Annotated in this window: 23 protein-coding genes; 9 read left to right on the top strand and 14 right to left on the bottom strand. The window is 61.2% G+C overall.

The genetic code is table 11. The annotated features are described in order from the left end of the window. Nucleotides 1-137: 137 nt before the first annotated feature. The 5 genes from AC1D17_RS11755 to infC all read right to left on the bottom strand — a co-directional run bounded on the left by AC1D17_RS11755 (nucleotide 138) and on the right by infC (nucleotide 4,231). Complete coding sequence (locus AC1D17_RS11755; protein ID WP_477565592.1) at nucleotides 138-1,505, bottom strand: sensor histidine kinase; 1,368 nt, start codon at nucleotides 1,503-1,505, stop codon at nucleotides 138-140. Further along, complete coding sequence (locus AC1D17_RS11760) at nucleotides 1,502-2,167, bottom strand: response regulator transcription factor (protein WP_477565593.1); 666 nt, start codon at nucleotides 2,165-2,167, stop codon at nucleotides 1,502-1,504. The genes AC1D17_RS11755 and AC1D17_RS11760 overlap by 4 nt, the downstream gene beginning before the upstream one ends. Nucleotides 2,168-2,174: 7 nt before the next feature. Next, on the bottom strand, nucleotides 2,175-2,651 hold the full coding sequence (locus tag AC1D17_RS11765) for a PepSY domain-containing protein (RefSeq protein ID WP_477565594.1): 477 nt from the start codon (nucleotides 2,649-2,651) through the stop codon (nucleotides 2,175-2,177). Nucleotides 2,652-2,867: 216 nt separating this feature from the next. Next, nucleotides 2,868-3,515 carry a calcium-binding protein gene (locus AC1D17_RS11770; protein ID WP_477565595.1) on the bottom strand — a complete coding sequence of 216 codons (648 nt, stop codon included), beginning with the start codon at nucleotides 3,513-3,515 and terminating at the stop codon, nucleotides 2,868-2,870. A 179-nt stretch (nucleotides 3,516-3,694) separates the two neighbouring features. Then, a complete protein-coding gene (gene infC, locus AC1D17_RS11775) occupies nucleotides 3,695-4,231 on the bottom strand; it encodes a translation initiation factor IF-3 (RefSeq protein ID WP_264223048.1) in 537 nt (178 codons plus the stop codon). Between infC and AC1D17_RS11780 the strand changes: the two genes are divergently transcribed. From AC1D17_RS11780 to AC1D17_RS11790, 3 genes are all read left to right on the top strand, one after another. Next, complete coding sequence (locus tag AC1D17_RS11780; RefSeq protein ID WP_477565596.1) at nucleotides 4,124-4,438, top strand: hypothetical protein; 315 nt, start codon at nucleotides 4,124-4,126, stop codon at nucleotides 4,436-4,438. The genes infC and AC1D17_RS11780 overlap by 108 nt on opposite strands. 10 nt (nucleotides 4,439-4,448) lie before the next feature. Then, entirely contained in the window at nucleotides 4,449-5,252 is an 804-nt protein-coding gene (locus AC1D17_RS11785) for an alpha/beta hydrolase (RefSeq protein WP_477565597.1), read from the top strand. 222 nt (nucleotides 5,253-5,474) lie between these two features. Beyond that, nucleotides 5,475-6,095, top strand: coding sequence for a transglutaminase-like cysteine peptidase (locus tag AC1D17_RS11790; protein ID WP_477565598.1), 621 nt, complete (start codon nucleotides 5,475-5,477; stop codon nucleotides 6,093-6,095). Nucleotides 6,096-6,226: 131 nt separating this feature from the next. Here the strand turns inward: AC1D17_RS11790 and mbfA are convergent, their stop codons facing one another. Beyond that, nucleotides 6,227-7,210 (bottom strand): iron exporter MbfA, encoded by a 984-nt coding sequence (gene mbfA, locus AC1D17_RS11795; RefSeq protein WP_477565599.1) that lies wholly within the window; start codon nucleotides 7,208-7,210, stop codon nucleotides 6,227-6,229. Nucleotides 7,211-7,359: 149 nt separating this feature from the next. On the opposite strand from mbfA, the gene AC1D17_RS11800 reads away from it, so the two are divergent. Then, on the top strand, nucleotides 7,360-8,181 hold the full coding sequence (locus tag AC1D17_RS11800) for a C40 family peptidase (RefSeq protein WP_477565600.1): 822 nt from the start codon (nucleotides 7,360-7,362) through the stop codon (nucleotides 8,179-8,181). Here the strand turns inward: AC1D17_RS11800 and AC1D17_RS11805 are convergent. Together AC1D17_RS11805 and AC1D17_RS11810 are read right to left on the bottom strand one after the other, a co-directional pair. After that, nucleotides 8,171-9,412, bottom strand: coding sequence for a class I SAM-dependent methyltransferase (locus AC1D17_RS11805; RefSeq protein WP_477565601.1), 1,242 nt, complete (start codon nucleotides 9,410-9,412; stop codon nucleotides 8,171-8,173). The genes AC1D17_RS11800 and AC1D17_RS11805 overlap by 11 nt on opposite strands. 85 nt (nucleotides 9,413-9,497) lie before the next feature. Further along, entirely contained in the window at nucleotides 9,498-10,301 is an 804-nt protein-coding gene (locus AC1D17_RS11810; RefSeq protein WP_477565665.1) for an EamA family transporter, read from the bottom strand. Nucleotides 10,302-10,571: 270 nt separating this feature from the next. On the opposite strand from AC1D17_RS11810, the gene AC1D17_RS11815 reads away from it, so the two are divergent. After that, nucleotides 10,572-10,847, top strand: coding sequence for a GlsB/YeaQ/YmgE family stress response membrane protein (locus AC1D17_RS11815; protein WP_477565602.1), 276 nt, complete (start codon nucleotides 10,572-10,574; stop codon nucleotides 10,845-10,847). A 22-nt stretch (nucleotides 10,848-10,869) separates the two neighbouring features. Beyond that, nucleotides 10,870-11,199, top strand: coding sequence for a hypothetical protein (locus tag AC1D17_RS11820; RefSeq protein ID WP_477565603.1), 330 nt, complete (start codon nucleotides 10,870-10,872; stop codon nucleotides 11,197-11,199). Nucleotides 11,200-11,272: 73 nt separating this feature from the next. Here the strand turns inward: AC1D17_RS11820 and efp are convergent, their stop codons facing one another. After that, nucleotides 11,273-11,842, bottom strand: a complete 570-nt coding sequence (efp, locus tag AC1D17_RS11825) for an elongation factor P (protein WP_264222990.1) — start codon at nucleotides 11,840-11,842, stop codon at nucleotides 11,273-11,275. A gap of 197 nt (nucleotides 11,843-12,039) precedes the next feature. Here efp and epmA point away from each other — a divergent pair, with 197 nt between their 5' ends. Beyond that, nucleotides 12,040-13,110, top strand: coding sequence for an EF-P lysine aminoacylase EpmA (epmA, locus tag AC1D17_RS11830; RefSeq protein ID WP_477565604.1), 1,071 nt, complete (start codon nucleotides 12,040-12,042; stop codon nucleotides 13,108-13,110). Next, nucleotides 13,107-14,177, top strand: coding sequence for a lysine-2,3-aminomutase-like protein (locus AC1D17_RS11835; protein WP_477565605.1), 1,071 nt, complete (start codon nucleotides 13,107-13,109; stop codon nucleotides 14,175-14,177). Before epmA ends, AC1D17_RS11835 begins: the two co-directional genes overlap by 4 nt. Here the strand turns inward: AC1D17_RS11835 and AC1D17_RS11840 are convergent. From AC1D17_RS11840 to AC1D17_RS11860, 5 genes are all read right to left on the bottom strand, one after another. Next, the gene (locus AC1D17_RS11840; RefSeq protein WP_477565606.1) at nucleotides 14,174-15,271 is read right to left on the bottom strand and encodes a helix-turn-helix transcriptional regulator; all 1,098 of its coding nucleotides are present in this window, start codon (nucleotides 15,269-15,271) and stop codon (nucleotides 14,174-14,176) included. The genes AC1D17_RS11835 and AC1D17_RS11840 overlap by 4 nt on opposite strands. 187 nt (nucleotides 15,272-15,458) lie before the next feature. Further along, nucleotides 15,459-16,124: a YiaD family glycine zipper/OmpA-like lipoprotein gene (locus tag AC1D17_RS11845; protein WP_477565607.1), complete on the bottom strand. Its 666-nt coding sequence runs from the start codon at nucleotides 16,122-16,124 to the stop codon at nucleotides 15,459-15,461. 156 nt (nucleotides 16,125-16,280) lie between these two features. Next, nucleotides 16,281-16,658: a hypothetical protein gene (locus AC1D17_RS11850; protein ID WP_477565608.1), complete on the bottom strand. Its 378-nt coding sequence runs from the start codon at nucleotides 16,656-16,658 to the stop codon at nucleotides 16,281-16,283. Between the two features lie 159 nt (nucleotides 16,659-16,817). After that, a complete protein-coding gene (locus AC1D17_RS11855; protein WP_477565609.1) occupies nucleotides 16,818-17,348 on the bottom strand; it encodes an N-acetyltransferase family protein in 531 nt (176 codons plus the stop codon). A gap of 5 nt (nucleotides 17,349-17,353) precedes the next feature. Then, complete coding sequence (locus AC1D17_RS11860) at nucleotides 17,354-17,923, bottom strand: helix-turn-helix domain-containing protein (RefSeq protein WP_477565610.1); 570 nt, start codon at nucleotides 17,921-17,923, stop codon at nucleotides 17,354-17,356. 219 nt (nucleotides 17,924-18,142) lie between these two features. Between AC1D17_RS11860 and AC1D17_RS11865 the strand changes: the two genes are divergently transcribed. Continuing rightward, entirely contained in the window at nucleotides 18,143-19,417 is a 1,275-nt protein-coding gene (locus AC1D17_RS11865; protein WP_477565611.1) for an MFS transporter, read from the top strand. Nucleotides 19,418-19,534 lie beyond the last annotated feature (117 nt).

A 19,534-nucleotide genomic window follows, 5' to 3' on the forward strand; every position in this document is an offset into this window, starting at 1 on the left:
GACTGACGAGGTCGTCTCCAGCGTAAAGAACGGCCACGGCATGCCCTGCCGGACCGTTCGGATGGGGGCTTTTACCCGAAGTCCCTGAAAAGCGCAACCCACCCGCCGGCGATTGATCGCGCTTGGATGCCATGCCGTCAGGCAGGATCGCGCACCGGCCGTCGAGCGACCTTCAGCGGAAAGGTCAAGATTGCCTTCAGTCCGCCCAGATCGGATTGTCCGAGCGTCAAGGAGGCGCCGTAGGCATCGGCGATATCCGCGCTGATCGCCAAGCCAAGCCCCGTTCCTTCTGGCTCCCTGTCGTCTGCGTTGTCAAGCCGCGCGCCTCTTTGAAGGATGGATTGACGATCGTGTTCGGCAATCCCGGGGCCGTCGTCCTCGATAAGGATCGCAATGTCTTGATTTGACCGATGTGCGGAGAACCGGATGAACGAGCGCGCCCATTTTGCCGCGTTGTCGAGCAGGTTGCCGAGGCATTCGGCCAGGTCGGCGGGATCGACGTCGAGAGACAGCGAGCTGTCGATGGAGACCTGCCAGGCGATATCCCTTTCGGCGGTGACAGGCCGCAATACACTGACAAGCTTGCCGCCGAGGCCCATGACGGATGTCGTCGCCATTCGTTCGACGCCCATGCGGGCCGCCTGCAATTGACGGTCGGCACGCTGACGGGCAAGCTCGACTTGCCGAAGCGCCAGCGTCCGCTCTTCATGTGGGAGGTGTTCGGCAAGCTGCGCAAGAACCGTCAGCGGCGTCTTCAGACCATGGGCAAGGTCGCTGGCCCGCGCCCTGGCGCGTTCCACGGCAACTTCTCGCTCCTCCAGCAGCAGGTTGATCTCGCTGACCAGCGGCTGCACCTCGCTTGGGCCCGATGTTCCAAAATCGCGGACGCGGCCGGCTCGCACCGACGCTGCCCGCTCGCTGAGGCGACGAAGGGGCACCAACCCGATGGCGCCCTGAAAAAAGGCCGCGGCGGCCAAAACGCCGGCGGTCGCAACCAGCATCAGCCTCAAACGCCCCTGAAAATCACCGAGTGCGGCATCCAGCTCCTTTTGCGGAAACGCCGCAGACGCGACGAAACGGACCGAAGGCGCGTTTTCGCCGAGTGACAGAACCTGACTATGGACGAGCAGCGGCTGGCCATCCGGGCCTTCGCTGACGGAAAATCCCTCATAATGGGAGACAGCCGGCGTGCCGACCTCGATCGCCGTATCCCACAGCGAGCGCGACCGCATCGTTTTGCCCTTGATGGGCGAAATCTGCCAGTAGCGCCCGCCCGCCGGAAGGTCGAAACGCGGATCTGCAGGTTCGCGGCCTAACGTCAGTTCGCCGTCGCGCAACGTAACCTCGACGGCGAGCGTGTCGATGATGGTGGTCATTTCCCCGCGATATTGAGCAACAACGTAATCAGTGAAGAACCGGGCGAGCGACAGCCAAACCACGAGCACCACCAGACCGATCGCGATCACCGCCCCGACCGCCAGCCGCAGCCGCAGCGAGCGCATCATGAAGGCGTTTCCGGCAATAGATAGCCGAAGCCGCGCCGTGTCTCGATGGCAGCGCTTTCGGTTTTGCGGCGCAATCGCGCAACCATCGCCTCGACGGCATTTTTCGCTGAATCGTCGTCCCGCCCCTGAACATGGCTTGCCAGTTCGAGCTGGGTCAGCACCTCGCCCTTCCTTTCGATGAAATACGCGACCATGCGATATTCCAGGGGACTGAGTTCGAGCGCTCCGCCATCGAAGGTAACACGACGGGTTGTCTCGTCCAGGGTGAAGCGGCCTGCCGACTTGACGGCCTGAAACCGTGGTCCGGCGCGGCGCAGAAGCGCCCTCAATCGCGCCACCAGTTCTTCCGCTCGAAATGGCTTTGGTATGTAGTCGTCGGCGCCGGCGTCGAAACCATCGACCCGTTCCATCCACGATCCGCGGGCCGTTAGCACGACGACGGGCGTTTCCACCCCCTCTTGCCGCCAGCGTTTCAGGATCGACAGTCCATCCAGACCCGGTAGACCGAGATCAAGGATGATCGCCGCATAGCTGGCGTCCTCACCCCGCTCCCAGATGTCGGGGCCGTGCGCCAGCGTATCGACCGCATAGCCTTCGGCTTCCAGTTTTCCACGCACATGACCGGCGATATAGGGATCATCCTCTGCCAGAAGTATGCGCATCTGTGCCTCAAAGTCCGAAGACGTTCATGAATTTGCCGGTCTGTGCATCGATTCTGAGTTCGCGGATCACGCCCATTTTGTCCCGCGTCTTCAAGCGATAGACGTCCTTGCCCTTGTATCGCCGCAGATCGACGGCAATGACCGTGCCGTATCTCTCCGGATCGATCTGAGCGAGCACAGTCTTCAGAGGCAGGACTCGTCCTTGAGCAACGGCTTCCCACGCATTTTCCTGGTCCGTACCTTCCCCGACTTCCGATTGTTTTTGGATCGTCTGGCCGTCACCGCTATCGTCCTCACGTCCATTGTCCGCCTGCGGGTCGCCTGAGCCCCGCTCGCCGTTCGCACCGGTATCCGCTTGGCTGCTTTTCGCGCCACCATCTGCGAACGCTTTGCCGCCTCCGGGCAGTTGGGCCAGGGACAAGGCAAGGGACCAGCAAAGAAGAACGCCACCATGCCGTCGCTTCAGCGGCGCAGCATCGCGCAATCTCGCCAGATCCCGTTGCCCACGAATTTTCATTATTCCTCGACAGTCGCCAGCAGAATTGACCATAAAAGTGACGAAACACGGGCCAGCAGATAATTTTTCGTCGAAACCGTGTGCGCCCCGCTTCAGGTTTGATGCGGGGCGCACACGCGGGACATGGTCCGCTCGGTGGAGGCGACGAACCTGGCGCCCCCAAACGGTTAGCTCCAGGCTCGATTAGTCAGCACCACCCGTGCCGGTACCAACTGTGCCTGTTTCACCGCCGGCACCACCCGCGCCCGTGTCGCTGCTGGCACCGCCTGCGCCCGTGTCGCTGCTGGCACCGCCTGCGCCTGTGTCACTGCTGGCACCGCCTGCGCCCGTGTCGCTGCTGGCACCACCTGCGCCTGTGTCACTGCTGGCACCGCCCGCGCCCGTGTCGCTGCTGGCACCACCTGCGCCCGTGTCGCTGCTGGCACCACCTGCGCCCGTGTCACTGCTGGCACCGCCCGCGCCTGTGTCACTGCTGGCACCGCCTGCGCCCGTGTCGCTGCTGACACCGCCAGCGCCCGTGTCACTGCTGGCACCGCCTGCACCTGTGTCACTGCTGGCACCGCCAGCGCCCGTGTCGCTGCCGACACCGCCTGTGCCTGTTTCACCACTGGCACCACCTGTGCCTGTTTCACTGCCGCCGCTAGAGCTGGTATCATAGCCGCCATTCGGGCCGGCTTCGAAGCTGCTGACGGTTCCACTCTCTGCCAACGCCGTCGCCGCCAGGGGGTGGCTCGGACCAAGCGCAAGGACGGAGGCCGTTACTGGTCCTCCAGCAACACCGAGAATGCCGATTGTCGAAACGAGCAACATCTTCTTGAATGCACTATGCATGTCTTCATCCTTTTCCTTGTTTCGGGACGGGGGGAGACTGGCATCCGGCAACTGACAGGCCACTGAGCGCGTCTGTCAGCATTCTGTCAGGTTACGGGGCACGTCTTACGACAAGCGCCTGAAACGGAAAAAGCCGCCCTGGAGGCGGCTTCATCCTATGCGATCCTGATAACAGCCGCTTACCTTGGTGCCAGCACCATCATCATCTGGCGACCTTCCAACTTCGGCTCGGCTTCGACCTTGGCGATCGCCGTGGTGTCTTCCTTCACCTGGAGGAGCAGTTTCATGCCCAGTTCCTGGTGGGCCATTTCGCGGCCGCGGAATTTCAGCGTTACCTTGACCTTGTCGCCTTCTTCAAAGAAGCGGTTCATCGCGCGCATCTTGACGTCGTAGTCATGCGTGTCGATGTTCGGACGCATCTTGATCTCCTTGATCTCGATGATCTTCTGCTTCTTGCGCGCTTCGGCGGCTTTCTTCTGCGTGGCGTATTTCAGTTTGCCCAGATCAAGGATCTTGCACACCGGCGGTTCCGCGTTCGGCGAGATCTCGACGAGGTCGAGGCCCAGTTCTTCCGCCATGCGGAGCGCCTGATCGGTGGGAACGTTGCCGTGGTTGACGCCTTCGGCGTCGATGAGCTGAACCCGGAGGGACCGGATTTCCTTGTTAGAGCGGGGCCCGTCTTTGACAGGGGCGTCCGTTTTGAACGGTCTGCGAATGGTCGTACTCTCCTCGAGCTGTTACGAATGCAATGTCGGATGATAGCGCGATATCCCGGCAAAAACGCCGTTCAACTGCCGCTTGGTCTTCATGTGGAAATTGCTGCGGAAAAGTCAATAACACAGCTGTTTGCGAAAATCACCACCTGTCAGGCATTCGAAGAATCTGTTTTAGAAAGAAAATCGGCGGGAAGCGCTCAAAAATAGGGAAAATCGCATGTCATTGCCAGTGTCGAACGCCGATCCCGACTATCTCGAAGTCGGCAGCGGCAGCGAATCGCGCCGTATCGCCATGCGCATCCTGCCGGCAAAGAGCGGCAACGCCCTGCCGGTGCTGGTCTGGCTGGGCGGCTACCGGTCGGACATGACGGGCACCAAGGCCGTCGAGCTGGAGCGGCATGCCGCCGCCGCCGGTTCCGCGTGCATCCGTTTCGATTATTCCGGCCACGGCGCCTCGGGCGGCGCCTTTGCCGACGGCACGATTTCAAGATGGCTGGAGGAAAGTCTCGCGGTTATCGATCATGTTGGGCCTGAGCGCATGGTGCTGGTCGGCTCGTCGATGGGGTGCTGGGTAGCGCTCCGGCTGATCGCCAAGCTGCGCGCCCGTGGCGAGGGCGCAAAGATTGCCGGTCTCGTGCTGATTGCGCCTGCCCCGGATTTTACCAGCGATCTGATCGAGCCGAACCTAACGGATGCCGAACGGGCCTCGCTGGCCGAGCGCGGTTATTTCGAGGAGCCGACGCCCTATGGTCCGGATCCGAACATCTACACTGCGGGGCTGATCGAGGACGGCAGGCGGAACCGGGTTATGACCGGCATCATCGAGACAGGCTGCCCTGTGCATATCCTGCAAGGCATGCAGGATCCCGACGTTCCCTATAGCCATGCCCTGAAACTGATGGAGCATCTGCCATCGGACGATGTGGTGATGACGCTCATCCGCGACGGCGATCATCGCCTGTCGCGGCCGGAGGATATCGAGCGGATTCTGACCGCCGTGGACGCCATGCTGGCAGGCTGAAAGCCGCACCCACCACACACAGGATTTGCCGGGCATTTTAACCATATCCGGCGATCCCGGATTCTGCAGATTGACTTCGTTTCGGCCGCATTGTTAACTCTTTGTTAACGATTAGAGCGGCGCGCGGCGGGGTTTGACCGCGAAAGCTGACGTCAGGTTTCAGATTTTCGCGGGGATTCTTCCTGACTGTTTCAGAAGAGGACCGCGCCACAGGGGACATGTATGGCGCAGGTGATGGGCATCAGGAAAGCGGTCGTGGCAATTGCGGCTGTTTTCGCATCGGCAGGTGCTGCAATCCCGGCACCGTCGGCAACCGCACTGTCGATGCAGACCGGCGCCATCACGTCGCAGCCGATCGGTCATTACGAATTCTGCCAGACCCATCGCCCGGAATGCGAGATCAAGACCAAATCGACGACCGCGCCGCGCGTCACCGATTTCGGCTGGTCGGTCATCCGCCAGGTCAATCTGGCCGTCAACAGCGAAATCACCCCGATGACCGACATGGACCTGTTCGGCAAGGACGAAGTCTGGGCCTATCCGGACGGCGCCGGCGATTGCGAGGATTTCGTTCTCCTGAAGCGCAAGCGCCTGATGGAAAAGGGTTTCTCTCCCGCTGACCTTTTGATCACCGTCGTGCGCAAGCCGGATGGCGAAGGCCACGCCGTGCTCACGGTCCGCACCGCACAGGGCGACTTCATCCTCGACAATCTCGAAAACGAAATAAAGCTCTGGACCAAGACACCCTACCGCTTTTTGAAGCGTCAGGCCTCGGTCAACACCGGCCGCTGGGTCACCATCGAGAACGGCGCGGAAGTGCTGGTCGGTTCGGTCGGGAACTGATCAGAGCCTCTTCGGGCGTCATCCATTTTCAGGCAGTACCTGGCAACAGGCCTTGCGCCGGCCGGGCGTTTGCCGGTCGCTGATCAGGGGCCGCTGCCAATCGCACCTCAGCCAGAAGAAGGCTGCTGCCCTTACGCGTTCCCGATCAAAACACCCGCCGCCAGAACCAGGCTTCCGCCAAGCACCACCTGGAAGGCGGCGCGTAAAAATGGCGTCTCCATGTATTTGTTCTGGATGAAGGCGATGGCCCAGAGTTCGAAGAACACGATGATGCCGGCGGTGATCGTAGCTGTCCAGAAGTGCGGAATGAGATAGGGCAGGGCGTGGCCAAGTCCGCCCAGCGTCGTCATGATGCCGCAGGCAAGGCCGCGCTTGAGCGGCGAGCCGCGTCCCGAAAGCTTGCCGTCGTCATGGGCCACCTCGGTGAAGCCCATGGATATGCCGGCGCCGACCGATGCGGACAGGCCCACAAGGAACGTCTGCCAGGTGTCCTGGGTGGCAAAGGCGGCGGCGAAGATCGGCGCCAGTGTCGAGACCGAGCCGTCCATCAGTCCGGCGAGACCCGGCTGCACATAGGTGAGCAGGAACTGGCGGTGGGCCTTCTCGTCTTCCTTTTTACGCACGCCTTCGGGGACATGTTTTTCCGTCAGGCCGCGCGCGATGTCTTCATGGCCCTGTTCGGCCAGCGCCAGTTCGCCCAGCAGTTGCCGGGTTGCAGCGTCGGAGGTGCACTTCGCGGCCTCGACATAGAAGTTGTAAGCCTCGGTTTCCATGGATTCGGTCTCCCGCCGCATGGCGTCGAGCGACTGGTTGTTGCGCAGCCAGTCCGGCTTGCGGGTAAGGAAACCGCTGACATGTTCGCGCCGGATCAAGGGAATGCGTTCGCCGAAACGGCGGCGATGCATGTCGATCAGCATGTTCTTGTGTGTGTTTTCCACCTCGGCCATGTCTTCGAAGACCCGGGCGCTGTCCGGATAGGTGTCTTTCAAGGCATTGGCATAGGCGAGGTAGATGCGCCCGTCATCCTCTTCCGAGGAAATGGCAAGGGCTAGAACCTCCTGTTCGGAGAGAGAGGACAGCGAACGCTTGAAGCGCGAAAACAGGCTGGAGAACATGACATGAATAACCTAGTTTAGAACGGTTCTAAATCTAAGCCGCCGTCGCGTGAAGGTCAACCCCACGCGAAGCCGCATGACTCGACAGACGGCAGGATAAATTCCTACATAAACAGTACGATGAACGCCCGGAAGAAGGCTGCTCTCGCATGAACCCGCTTCTGACCAGCAAGGATACCCTTCTCGATCGCATCGGCATGGCGTTGGCCGGAAAGCTGACGGCAAAGACGTCGGGCTATGAGCCCTATACGCCGTCCGCCCCCGAAACGCTCGCCCGTACACTCCGGCCCGGAGACATTCTCCTGATCGAGGGCAATCAGAAAGTGTCGGCGGCGATCAAATACCTGACCCAATCGACCTGGTCGCATGCCGCCTTTTTCGCCGGCGACGAAATCCCGCTGACACTCGATGAGGCGACGCTTCCGGTCATTGATCGTCCACAACTGATCGAGGTGAACCTCGGCAAGGGCTGCATCGCGGTGCCGCTCCGCAAATATTCCACCTACAACACCCGCATCTGCCGGCCGATCGGGCTGACGCCGGAAGACCGGAATTCGGTGGTGTCCTTCATGATCTCGCGGCTGGGCCTCAAGTACGACATGAAGAACATTTTCGACATGTTGCGTTTCTTCCTGCCGGCACCGCCGGTCCCGGTGCGCTTTCGCCGCCGCATGCTGGCTTTCGGGTCTGGCGATCCGACGCGCGCCATCTGCTCGACGCTGATCGCCCAAGCCTTCGAGCAGATCCGCTATCCGATCCTGCCGGAGATTACGCGCGCGCCCGGCCGGGCGTCGGCGACCTCTCACTATTCCCGCGCCGAAATCCTTCACATCCGCCATCATTCGCTCTACACGCCGCGCGATTTCGACCTTTCGCCCTATTTCGCGATCGTCAAGCCGACGCTCGAATACGGCTTCGATTACAAGCGCCTGCAGTGGGGAGGCAGCGACGGGGCGCCCCTCATAGAGTGATGTTCAGCGTCTGCTCGCGCACGATATAGGCCTTCTGCCGGTCGGTGATATAGTCGCGCACGATCGGTGCTGCATCGCGCGAGCGCGACAACTGCATGTGAAACACCAGCTGGCTGCCGGTGCGAAACATCATTTCGCAGCTGACCAGGTAGAATTCCCACATGCGGGCGAAGCGCTCGTCATACATTTCGACGACCTTGGCCCGGTTCTTCTCGAAGCGCTCGACCCAATGCTTGAGCGTCGTTGCGTAGTGAACCCGCAGAAATTCGAGATCGCTCACCCACAGGCTGTTGCGCTCGACCACCTCGAAAACCTCCGACAGGGCGGGGGAATAGGCGCCCGGAAATATGTATTTGCGCAGCCACGCGCTGGCCATGCCGGGCGGGCTCATATGGCCGATCGAATGCAGCACGGCGATGCCGTCGTCCGGCATCAACGTGTTCAGCTTCTTGAAGAATTCATCGTAGTGGCTGACGCCGACATGTTCGAACATGCCGACCGAGACGATGCGATCGAAGCTCTCGTTGACCTCGCGGTAGTCGCGCAGCTCGAAGCGGACGCGGCCCTCAAGCCCGGCATCCTTGGCGCGTTGCGTCGCCAGTGCCTGTTGTTCCTTGGATAGCGTGACGCCCAGGACCTCGACATCTTCGAGCTGGGCGAGATAAAGCGCCAGATCCCCCCAGCCGCAGCCGACATCGAGCACTTTCATGCCGGGCCTGAGGCATAGCTTGGAGGCAAGCAGCCTCAGCTTGTTGCGCTGCGCCTGCTCCAGCGTCTCGTCCGGTTCGCGAAAATAGGCGCAGGAATAGAGCATGTGCTCGTCGAGGAAGAGCTTGTAGAAATCGTTGCCGAGGTCGTAGTGATGGGCAACGTTGCGCTGCGCCTCACCCTTGACGTTGGACTGCTGGCGCTTGCGGAAACGCATCTTGATGGCGCGGAGCGCCTTCTGGATGGGGTAGGAGCCGAGCGACAGCCGGTTGATCGAAAACAGCGTCAGGAAATCGCGCAGCGTCGAGCCGTCCTCGAAGCGCAGCGTGCCGTCCATATAGGCCTCGCCGGCGGCCAGTTCGGAATTGAAGACGAGGGTGCGGTAAAGCTTGCGATCGGTCAGCCGCATCGTCACTTCAGGACCAGGTTCGCCCTTGAAAACATGCGGCTTGTCATCGGCGTCGATGACTGTCAGCTGGCCCTTGCGAATAAAGGCTTTCATCATATGCGATAGTGGAAACATGCACACCTCGATGGAAAAAGCGACGCTTTCGAAGCAGCACTCTATCATCGGGTTTGCAAAAAGCGCGGCAATAATTCTTGGGCGTTCAACGGCCGGTGGCGGTGGCTCCGGCGCTTGCCGCGACGACGAGAACGGTGCCCGTAATCTGCAGGGCCGTCATCGGCTGGCTCAGCACCAGAAAGCCCGCAATGGCGCCGAGCGCCGGTTCAAGGCTCATCAGAATGCCGAAGGAAGACGTGCTCATCCGGCGCAGCGCGATCATTTCCAGCGCGTAGGGGATCAGCGGCACGAGCAGCGCGAGCCCCGCGATCGTCACGGTACCCTCGAGCGTCAGGCGTGGCGCATCCATAAGCCCGAACGGCGTGGCGACGACCGCCGCGACGATCAGCGACATGGAAAGGCCCTGCAGGCCCTCGAAGGCGCTTCCCGCCTTCTTCATCAGGATAATGTAAAGCCCCCAGCCGGCGGCGGCACCGAAGGCGAAGAGAATGCCGGTGGAATCGCCGATCCAGCCATTGCCGTCRTGGGCCAGCAACAGCACGCCGGCGCCGGCAAGAAGCGGCCAGACCAGCCGCCAGCCGAGGCCGAAGGCAAAGGTCGCAACGGCCAGCGGACCGAGGAAATCGATGGCAACGGCGAGCCCGAGCGGAATCCGTTCGATCGCCGCAAAGAAGCACAGGGTCATGCCCGCCATGCACGCGCCCAGCAGCCCCGCCATCTGCCACTGTGCCCGCGAATAGCGAAGGACAGGCGGGCGCACGACGATGGCAAGCAGAACGGCAGCCCAGGCCAACCGCAGCCAGGTGGTGCCTGAGGGCCCAAAGGTAGCAATTGCCGGGGCTGACAGTGCTGAACCGAACTGCACGCTCGACATCGACAGGAGACACATCAGCCCGCCGGTCAGGGCGGCTGCGGTGCCGGTATTCGGCAGCGCCGGTGCGGGCGAAATGAAGTCTTCATTGCCACAGGTTGCTGTCTGCTGGTCCAAGACGCTCTCCTCCAACGGGCCGTGCTGTTCACGCCCAGACCGGCTCTAGCGAAAGCGGATACTTCAGGCAAATTCATATTTGTGGGGGTTAACATAAGTGTATTTGATAGTGCTCGCCGAGCCGGTTGGAACATATTGCCCACTCGTCCGTTATCGGTTGCAGCAAGAGCTGTGTTTTCAAGCGAGGGTAAAAACACGGACGTCAACGGCGTAGGCTGGATCGCGGCAATCATCATCGGCGGCTTTGCCGGTTGGCTGGCCGAACGGTTCATGAAATCCGACATGGGCGTGTTCATGAACATCATTCTCGGCATTGTCGGGGCCATAGTCCTCAATGCCATCCTTGCCCTTGCCGGCATCGGTTTTGCCGGCTGGCTCGCCTATCTGGTCATCGGCTTTATCGGCGCCTGCATCCTGATCGCCGTCGGCCGCGCCGTGCGCCGGTGAACTCTTTTCAAAGGAGACAATCATGTTGACATTCGCAGCAGAGGGCAGTGGCCAGGGCAAGCTGGAAATCAACGGCAATTCCCAGCCGGTTTCCTATGAGCTTGTGGAAGCGCGCGAGGAAGACGATAGCCGTCGGGTCCGTATTCGCCTGAATGCGCCGCGTGACTGGTTGCTGAAACAGGGTTTCAACGGCGAGGCGGTTCTCATCCGCCACAATGGCTCCCGCATCGCAGTGCGCCGGGAAGGTGGCCTGGATGTGCATGCCAGCGTTTGCGTCACCCTTGAGGGCTATGACGATACGATGAGCAATGCTGATGAAATGTCTAAAGCCTATCCGGAACTGAAGCATTAGCTTCTGGCGGCTCGATCAAACGAAAACGGGCGCGGTTTGAAGCCGCGCCCGCTTTTCATGCCGATAACAAAGATCAGTCCTTGGCGCGTTCGACGTAGGATGCGTCTTCCGTCAGGATGACGACGCGGGTGCCGACGCCGATATGCGGCGGAACCATGGTGCGCACGCCGTTCGACAGGATCGCCGGCTTGTAGGACGACGAGGCCGTCTGGCCCTTGACGACCGGCTCGGTCTCGACGATTTCAAGCGTCATGCGGGTCGGAAGCTCCATCGCAAGTGCGACGCCTTCGAACATCTTCAGCTGAACGAGCATGCCTTCCTGAAGGTAAGCCTTGTCGTCGCCGATGACATCCGGCGACACGGCGACCTGGTCGTAGCTTTCCGGGTTCATGAAGTGGAAGCCTTCGCCGTCCTCATAGAGGAAGGTGTGTTCGCGATCTTCGACGAAGGCGCGTTCGACCTGCTCGGTGGTGCGCCAGCGCTCGGAGACCTTCACGCCGTCGGATATGCGCCGCATGTCCACCTGGGTAACGGGCGTGCCCTTGCCGGGGTGAAAGTTCTGGGCGGTGAGAACGGCGTAAAGCTTGCCGTCCACTTCGAGAACGTTGCCCTTGCGGACTGAAGAGGCGATTACCTTGACCATAAGTCTTCCTTGTAACTGAGCTTGATGCGTCGTAGAGGAGCGCACGAAATATGCGCGTCAAAGACGCCAGAATGCGTTTTCGGGCCGCACCTATCCTATATTTGGGCAAATTGCCAGTGTGACAGCGGTTCCGGCTCGAAGAAACGCGAATTTGCGCGAAGCATTGAATTGCCTTGAGAACCGGACATAGGACGAAGATGCCTCAAGCCTCCCCCTGGTGGACCCCCGATGTCCATGCCGACCGCCGTGGCTTCCTGATCGGCCGCAACCGGATTCAGGCGGCGTTGCGCGGGTTCTTCGCGGATCAAGATTTTGTCGAAGTCGATACCGCGACGCTGCAGGTGTCGCCCGGTAACGAGGCGCATCTGCATGCCTTTGCAACGCAGGCACACCATCATGACGGAAGCATTGCGCCGCTCTATCTCCATACCTCGCCGGAATTTGCCTGCAAGAAACTGCTTTCGGCCGGCGAACAGCGCATCGCCTGCTTCGCCCATGTTTATCGCAACCGTGAGCGCGGGCCGTTGCACCATCCGGAATTCACCATGCTGGAATGGTACCGGGCCGATGAGACCTATGAGACGCTGATGCGCGATTGTGCCGAGATTTTGGGGCTGGCGGCCGAAACGGTGGGGGCAAAACAGCTGACCTATCGCGGGGCGCAGGCCGATCCGTTTGTGGAGCCGCAGCGCATCACGGTGGCCGAAGCCTTTGAGCGGTTTGCGGGTGTCGATCTTCTCTGCTCCATCGGCCGGAATGGCGAAACCGACCGGGAAAAGCTGGCAGACGCGTTGCGTACCGCCGGGCTACGGTTCGCGGAGGATGATACCTGGGCTGATATGTTCAGCCGGGTGATCGTCGAGAAGGTCGAGCCAAATCTAGGCTTCGGCCGGGCGACGATCCTTTATCAGTATCCCGTTGCCGAAGCCGCCCTTGCGCGGCCGGCGCCGCATGATGCGCGCGTGGCGGAACGCTTCGAGCTTTATGCCTGCGGCGTCGAGCTGGCCAATGCCTTTGGCGAACTGACCGATGCTGCCGAACAGCGCCGCCGCTTCGGCATGGAGATGGCGGAGAAGAGCCGCGTCTATGGCGAAACCTATCCGCTGGACGAGGACTTTCTGAGAGCGCTCGAAATCATGCCGCAGGCCAGCGGCAGCGCGCTCGGGTTTGATCGGCTGGTGATGCTGGCAACCGGCGCATCGCGGATCGATCAGGTGATCTGGGCCCCGGTGGCAGAGACCGGGCCAATGAGCGAGGGCCACCGGTGACCGCACCTGGTTCCTTAAAGACGATCAACGATCTGGAAGAGGCCGGCCTGGTTTCCGCCGGCCGGCGCGCCGGACTGGATGAGGTTGCCGCCCGTTATGCGGTGGCCGTTACCCCGGCGATAGCAGCCCTGATCGATCCGAACGACCGMAACGATCCGATCGCACGCCAGTTCATCCCGGATGCGGCGGAGCTCTCGCGTCTGCCGGAAGAGCGCGAGGATCCGATCGGCGACGGCGCACACAGTCCTGTCGAGGGCATCGTCCATCGTTATCCCGATCGCGTACTGTTGAAGGCCGTGCATGTCTGCCCGGTCTATTGCCGGTTCTGTTTCCGCCGTGAAATGGTCGGGCCGCAGGGGCTCGGCACGCTTGCAGCGCAGGCGATGGACAATGCCTTTGCCTATATCGCGGATCACGAGGAGATATGGGAAGTCATCCTCACCGGCGGCGATCCGCTGGTGCTGTCGCCGCGCCGGCTCGCGTCGATCATGGAACGCTTGGCAACGATCGACCATGTAAAGATCGTCCGCTTCCACACCCGCGTGCCCGTGGTCGAGCCCGAGCGGGTGGATAGCGCCCTGATCGCAGCGCTCAAGGCCAGCGGCAAGACCACCTATCTGGCACTGCACGCCAATCATCCGCGCGAACTGACGGACGATGCCCGCGCCGCCTGCGCCCGGCTGGTCGATAGCGGTATCGTCATGGTCAGCCAGTCGGTGCTCTTGAAGGGCGTCAACGACGATCCGGAGACGCTGGCCAGCCTGATGCGCGCCTTCGTCGAAAACCGGATCAAGCCCTATTACCTGCATCACCCCGATTTGGCACCGGGAACCAGCCATTTCCGCCTGACGATCGAAGAGGGGCAGGCGCTGGTGGCGTCCTTGCGCGGCCGGGTCTCCGGCCTTTGCCAGCCGGCCTATATCCTCGATATCCCCGGCGGCCACGGCAAGACGGTGATCAGTGCCACGACGATCGCGGACAATGGCGGCGGCTGCTACACGGTTTCGGATTTCAACGGCGGGGAGCATACGTATCCGCCCACATCCGCAAGGAGCCAGCCTGTCTAAAGACGGATTTTGCCGAACAGGGCGCTAAGTTCGGATTGCCGGCCGGTGCCGGTTTTCTGGAATATCGACCGGATATGGCTTCTGACCGTTTCGTAGCCGATGCCGTGCTGCCTGGCGATGTCTACGGCGCTCATGCCGCAGGCGACGTTGAGCGATATCCGCGTTTCCGCCGGGGTCAGGTCGAACAGCGCCATCAGCGTTTCCGGTTTCAGCCGCATCTCGTCGTCCGGATCCTCGATCAGGGCCATGGCGCAGGAATGCGAAAATACGTCGGCGAGCTGCGTGCCAAACCGTTCAAACCGGACGATGAGCGGCCGCCTGCCGGTGCGCGACAGGCGAACCGCAGACAATGTCTCGGCCGTCGCGCCGGGTGCCTGCAGCGCAATTTTGAGCTCCCGGTGGAAGCGCGCGGTCTCATGCGCCGAGCCGGCGCGCACTTCGCCTCGCAAAATGCGCAAATCATCCGAAAACAGCGCATCGGCCTTCGGGTTCGTCAACGTGACGAGGCCTTTCCGGTCGAAGAAGATACAGCCGATGTTCGAGGTCTGGAAGGCGGTTGCCATGCCGGTGACCTTGCTTTCGTCAATATGCTGGGCGAGCTGGACGGCCGTCAGCAGCCGGGTCCGGATGGCATGGAAGTGCGGCATGTCCGTCGTCTGCGGGGAAACATCCGCCAGCCTGTTCTGGAGGACGAAATACAGCGTGTCCTTGCCTGTAGAGATATCCATCAGGACGCAATCACCAACGCCGTATTTTCTCATAAACCGATAGTATTCCTGGTGGCTGAACTGCTCCTTCGTGATGAAATCGGCTTCAAGCACCACGCCGGCACGCTGGAGCGGCTGCAGAAGATGCGCGCGAAAATCCCGCGATCCCCAGTCGTCGCGCACGTAGCCTTCGAGAAGACCTTCGAGGTTTTCCGTGGTGAGCGCTGCGCCGAATCTGCCGCGGCCGGTCGGCTCCATGATGTTGGCACCCAAGGCACCGCTCGCCCTGCCGATGGCTTCAATTGTCGGCAGCCATAGCGAGGGTTCAAAAATTGCAGCCTGGACCTGATCCAGGGCTTGAGAGAGGAGTCCGGCGTTGACGCGCATTCGAATCTGCTCACATTCGCAATATTCGACTGTAAGTTTGCCGGGCTCCTTGCGTCAATGGCGCAGGGCCGGCATGCGCGCACCTTCAGGGTCCATTTTTGGTTCTATGCCGTTTCATGAGAAATCGCCCACAAAAAAGCCGGTCACTGCATTCGCAGTGACCGGCTCCTTTAACCCATGCGCTGGATCAGCTCTCCTTGATCGGTGCGATCGAGATTTCGACGCGGCGGTTCTGCGCGCGTCCTGCCGGGCTGGCATTCGAGGCGACCGGCCGGTCGGGGCCGTAGCCGACGGCCGACATGCGGCGCTGGTCGACACCGCGCGATCCGAGATAGTTGGCAACCGATATGGCGCGCCGTTCCGAAAGATCCTGGTTGTGGCTGGCGCTGCCGGTCGAATCCGTATGGCCGTCAACATCGATCAGTGTCTTGTTGAACTTGCGCAACACGATCGCGACCGAGTCCAGCGTCGGATAGGCGCCGGGGTTCACCTGGTCCCGGTCGGTGCCGAACGTAATGTTCTCCGGCATGTTGAGAACGATCCGGTCGCCAACGCGGGTCACCGAAACGCCGGTGTTCTGCAGCTGCGCGCGCAGTTCGGATTCCTGGCTATCCATGTAGTTGCCGATCAGGCCACCACCCAGCGCCCCGATGCCGGCACCGACAAGCGCCGCGTCGCGGCGTCCGGCGGCGCTGCCGCCGACCAGAAGGCCGGTTGCGGCACCAAGGCCAGCGCCGATCAGCGCACCGCCGGCTGTGTTCGACATCTTCTGTTCGCCCGTATACGGGTCGGTCGTGGTGCAGCCTGAAAGATAGACTGCGGCGATGGCCAATACGGCGAATTTCTTGATCATGGAATCAAAGGTCCTCAATGGTGCTCACTGTGCTTCATACTACCGATTGCGGCAGGAAGATGAAGAGGACAGGCCCATTATAACGGTCAAATGGCATCGAGACCGTTCACAACAGGCGCGGGAGCGCATGTAACACGGCTCCCGCGCCCCTGTCCGCTATTCGGTCAGGTCGATTTCTTCGGTGTTGCCGCCGGTGCAGGTGTAGCAGCAATCCGAGCATGTTTCGGCGTTGTCCGGGCCGGTTCCCCAATAGGTGCTCTTGTCGCCGGAAATCCAGGCGCCATAGCAGATCTTCTCGCCGTCGTCGCACGAGAGCGGAATCTGCTTGGTTTCGCCATCGTCGAGAAGGTAGACTTGGTCGTTGCCCGGCCAGACATGGTCGCGGTCCTGGCTGTAAAGCTCGACTTCGACGGCGTTCGGATGGCTGTTTTTCATCTGGAAGGTAACGTCCGCGGCCGCAGCAGCAGAAACGCTGCCAAGTGCCAGAAGGACGGACAGCGCGGCCAGACCCGCGCGTTGACGAATGGTTTTCATGGGTTCCCCTTAAGAATATCAGCCTTGCGGCCGAATATCAGCTAACACGAAGGTTAAGGGGGCGGAATGGGCCTCCCAAGCGAAATTCGCTGTTTTTTCCGCGCGATATGGCCATTTTTGGTGACAAGGATAGGTGGAAGTCCCGCCGCGCGGTGCACTTCAAATGGCGGCAAGTGCTTTGTAGAAAAATGTCGATCCGCAATAGCTGCCATCGGGCATCAGCGCATATTGCGGAATGACGCCGACGCGCTGCCAGCCGAATTTCTCATAGATCGTTTCTGCGGGACTTCCAGTTGCCGTGTCGAGCACGAGGATGTGCCGGCCATGCTTGGCGGCTTCGGCTTCTGCGGCATCCATCAGTAGTCGCGAAAGCCCCAGCCCGCGCGCCTTGCGATGGACGAGCAGCTTCTTCAGGTCGGCGCGGTGCGGTTGATTGGGCATCATGCCGATACCGAGCTGAACGGTACCGAGGATGTCGTCGCCCTTTTCCGCCACGATCAGTACCGAGTTTCCCTCGGCCACAGCGTCGGCAACGCTTTCCCAGTATGGCATGGCATCCTGAGGCGTATGCGGCGACATGAAGCCGACGGATGCGCCGCCCTCGACACAATCGGACAGGACCTCTGCGAGCGCGGGTAAGGCGCGGGCGGTTTCGGAAGGGGCGAGCGTGCGGATCGTGACTTGGGACATCGGGGCTAGACTCTGCTGCGATTGAGAATGATGGCGTAGCGTGCAGGCGCGCCATGGGGATTGTGAAAGATATGGGCTTCGGCAAGCCGCATGAACAGGCAGTCGCCAGCTTCAAGCACATGCGTTTCCTCGCCGGCCGTCATGGTCAGCTTGCCTTGAAACAGCCAGAGATGTTGCGTCAGCCCTGCGTCGAACTGCTGCTGTTCGAACACGACGCGCGCACCCGGCGGAAACTCGACTTCGACGATATCGACGGGCGATCCCGTTCCATCCGGTGAGACGGAACGGCGCAGATAGCCGGTTTCCGGATCGCGCCAGATACGCTGCTCGTTCCGGCGCAGAAGAGGATCTCCGGCGGTTTCACCGTCGGCGAAAAACCGCGACAAGGTCGTGCCCAATGCGCTGCAGAGCCGGGCGAGAAGCTGGGCGGTGGGGCTTGCTTCGCCGCGCTCGATGCGTGAAATCATCGCCCGGCTGACGCCGGCGCGGGTGGCGAGCTCGTCCAGGGTCATCGTCTGCGCCAGCCGCAGGGACTTCATCCGTTCGGCGATATCGGTTTCGAATGCATTTTCCATTATAAGAGAATTATACGTTCTTATAATGGAGTCAACGCACATTCGGCCATCGTTGAAAAAATCCGTTGCGCGCCGCTGCGGCGACAGTCGAAGACAGCAAATGTGGATATGGTGCGATTGACGGCTGGGTCGGACAAAACAGCCATGCGATCAATATGTTAGAGCATACTTGCGCATGCACGCCCCAGGGGCGGGCTTGCTGGATATTTGGGGGCGCAGATGGCAGCGGTAGAAGAAATCCGGTTCGAACAGGCGCGGGCATCCGTGCTGTCGATCGCCAGCATCGTACTGTCGATGGCCTGCGTCGGCATCGGCAACGGCATGATGTTCGCCTACGTGCCGTTCCTGCTGGCCCGCGGCGATAGCCCGCCCTGGGTTGCCGGTGCCGCAGTGACGGCCCTTGCCTTTGGCGGCCTGGCGGGCTGCGTCATTGCCGGGCCGATGATCCGAAGGGTCGGCCATGCGCGGGCGTTTTCCTGCTCCATGGCGCTGGTGCTGCTGTCGGCCTTCCTGATCGCGCTCGGATTTCATCCGCTGCTCTGGGTTTTCGCGCGCGGTGTTTATGGTGCGGCCGGCAATATCAATTTCATCATCTCGCTGAGCTGGCTCAACCATGCCAGCGCCAACAGCTGGCGCGGCAAGGCGATGTCGGTGTTTTACATGGTCTATGTCATCGCCATCGGGCTCGGTGCCTGGCTGTTCGGCCAGATCCCCGCCGACGGAAATCTGGCGCCGCTGCTGACCATCTTCTTCACCACCATGGCGATCCTGCCGATCGGCCTGACACGTCTGCCCAACCCGCCGCCGCCGGCAAAAGTCAGTGTCGATGTGCCGATGGTCTGGCGCAATTCCCCCGTCGCCTTTGTCGGCGTTCTCGCCGCCGGCGGGCTTTCCATGGCCGTGCAGGGGTTTACGCCGATCTATGCCGCGGCCAATTCGGTCAGTCAGGGCGATGTGGCGCTGTTGATGCTGGTCATGCAGTTCGGTCTGATCTTCATCCAGTATCCGATGGGCGTTCTGTCGGACAGGATTGACCGGCGTATCGTGCTGATCCTCGTCTGCCTGCTGATTTCGGCCGCTGCTGTCGTGGCGCTCTCCGTCTCGTTCGCCAATCTGATCCTGTTGATGCTGGTATTCGCTGTTTTCGCCGGTGCCGTCGAAACCGTCTATTCGATCGCCAATGCCCATGCCAACGATCGCACAGCACCCGCCGATTTCGTGCCGCTCGCCTCGACGCTCCTGATGTGCTGGTCGATTGCCGCCACGATCATTCCCTTGTCGATCACGCTTTTGACGCCGGTATTCGGTCCGAAGACCTTCATCTATGCGGCGATGGGAACGGCGCTCGCCTATGCAGCGTTCGTGGCCGTGCGTCTGAAATTCCGCGAAACGGTGCCGCCGCACCTGCGGGAAAGTTTCGAAATGAAGAGTGCGCAGATGCCGAATGCCGGTGCGATGGTCGAGGGCGAGAAAACCGGTAGCGGCGGTCCGTGACGCTTGGCCGTCTTGCGGAGGCTCCACTAAAGTCTTCCCCGGACCACCGAGGGAGCGGGATGTGAAGACTTCGTTGATGCTATTTGCATGTTCGGGCTATCCATATCCGCCGGAAAT

The sequence above is a fragment of the Pararhizobium sp. P1_E7 genome (assembly GCF_056405855.1).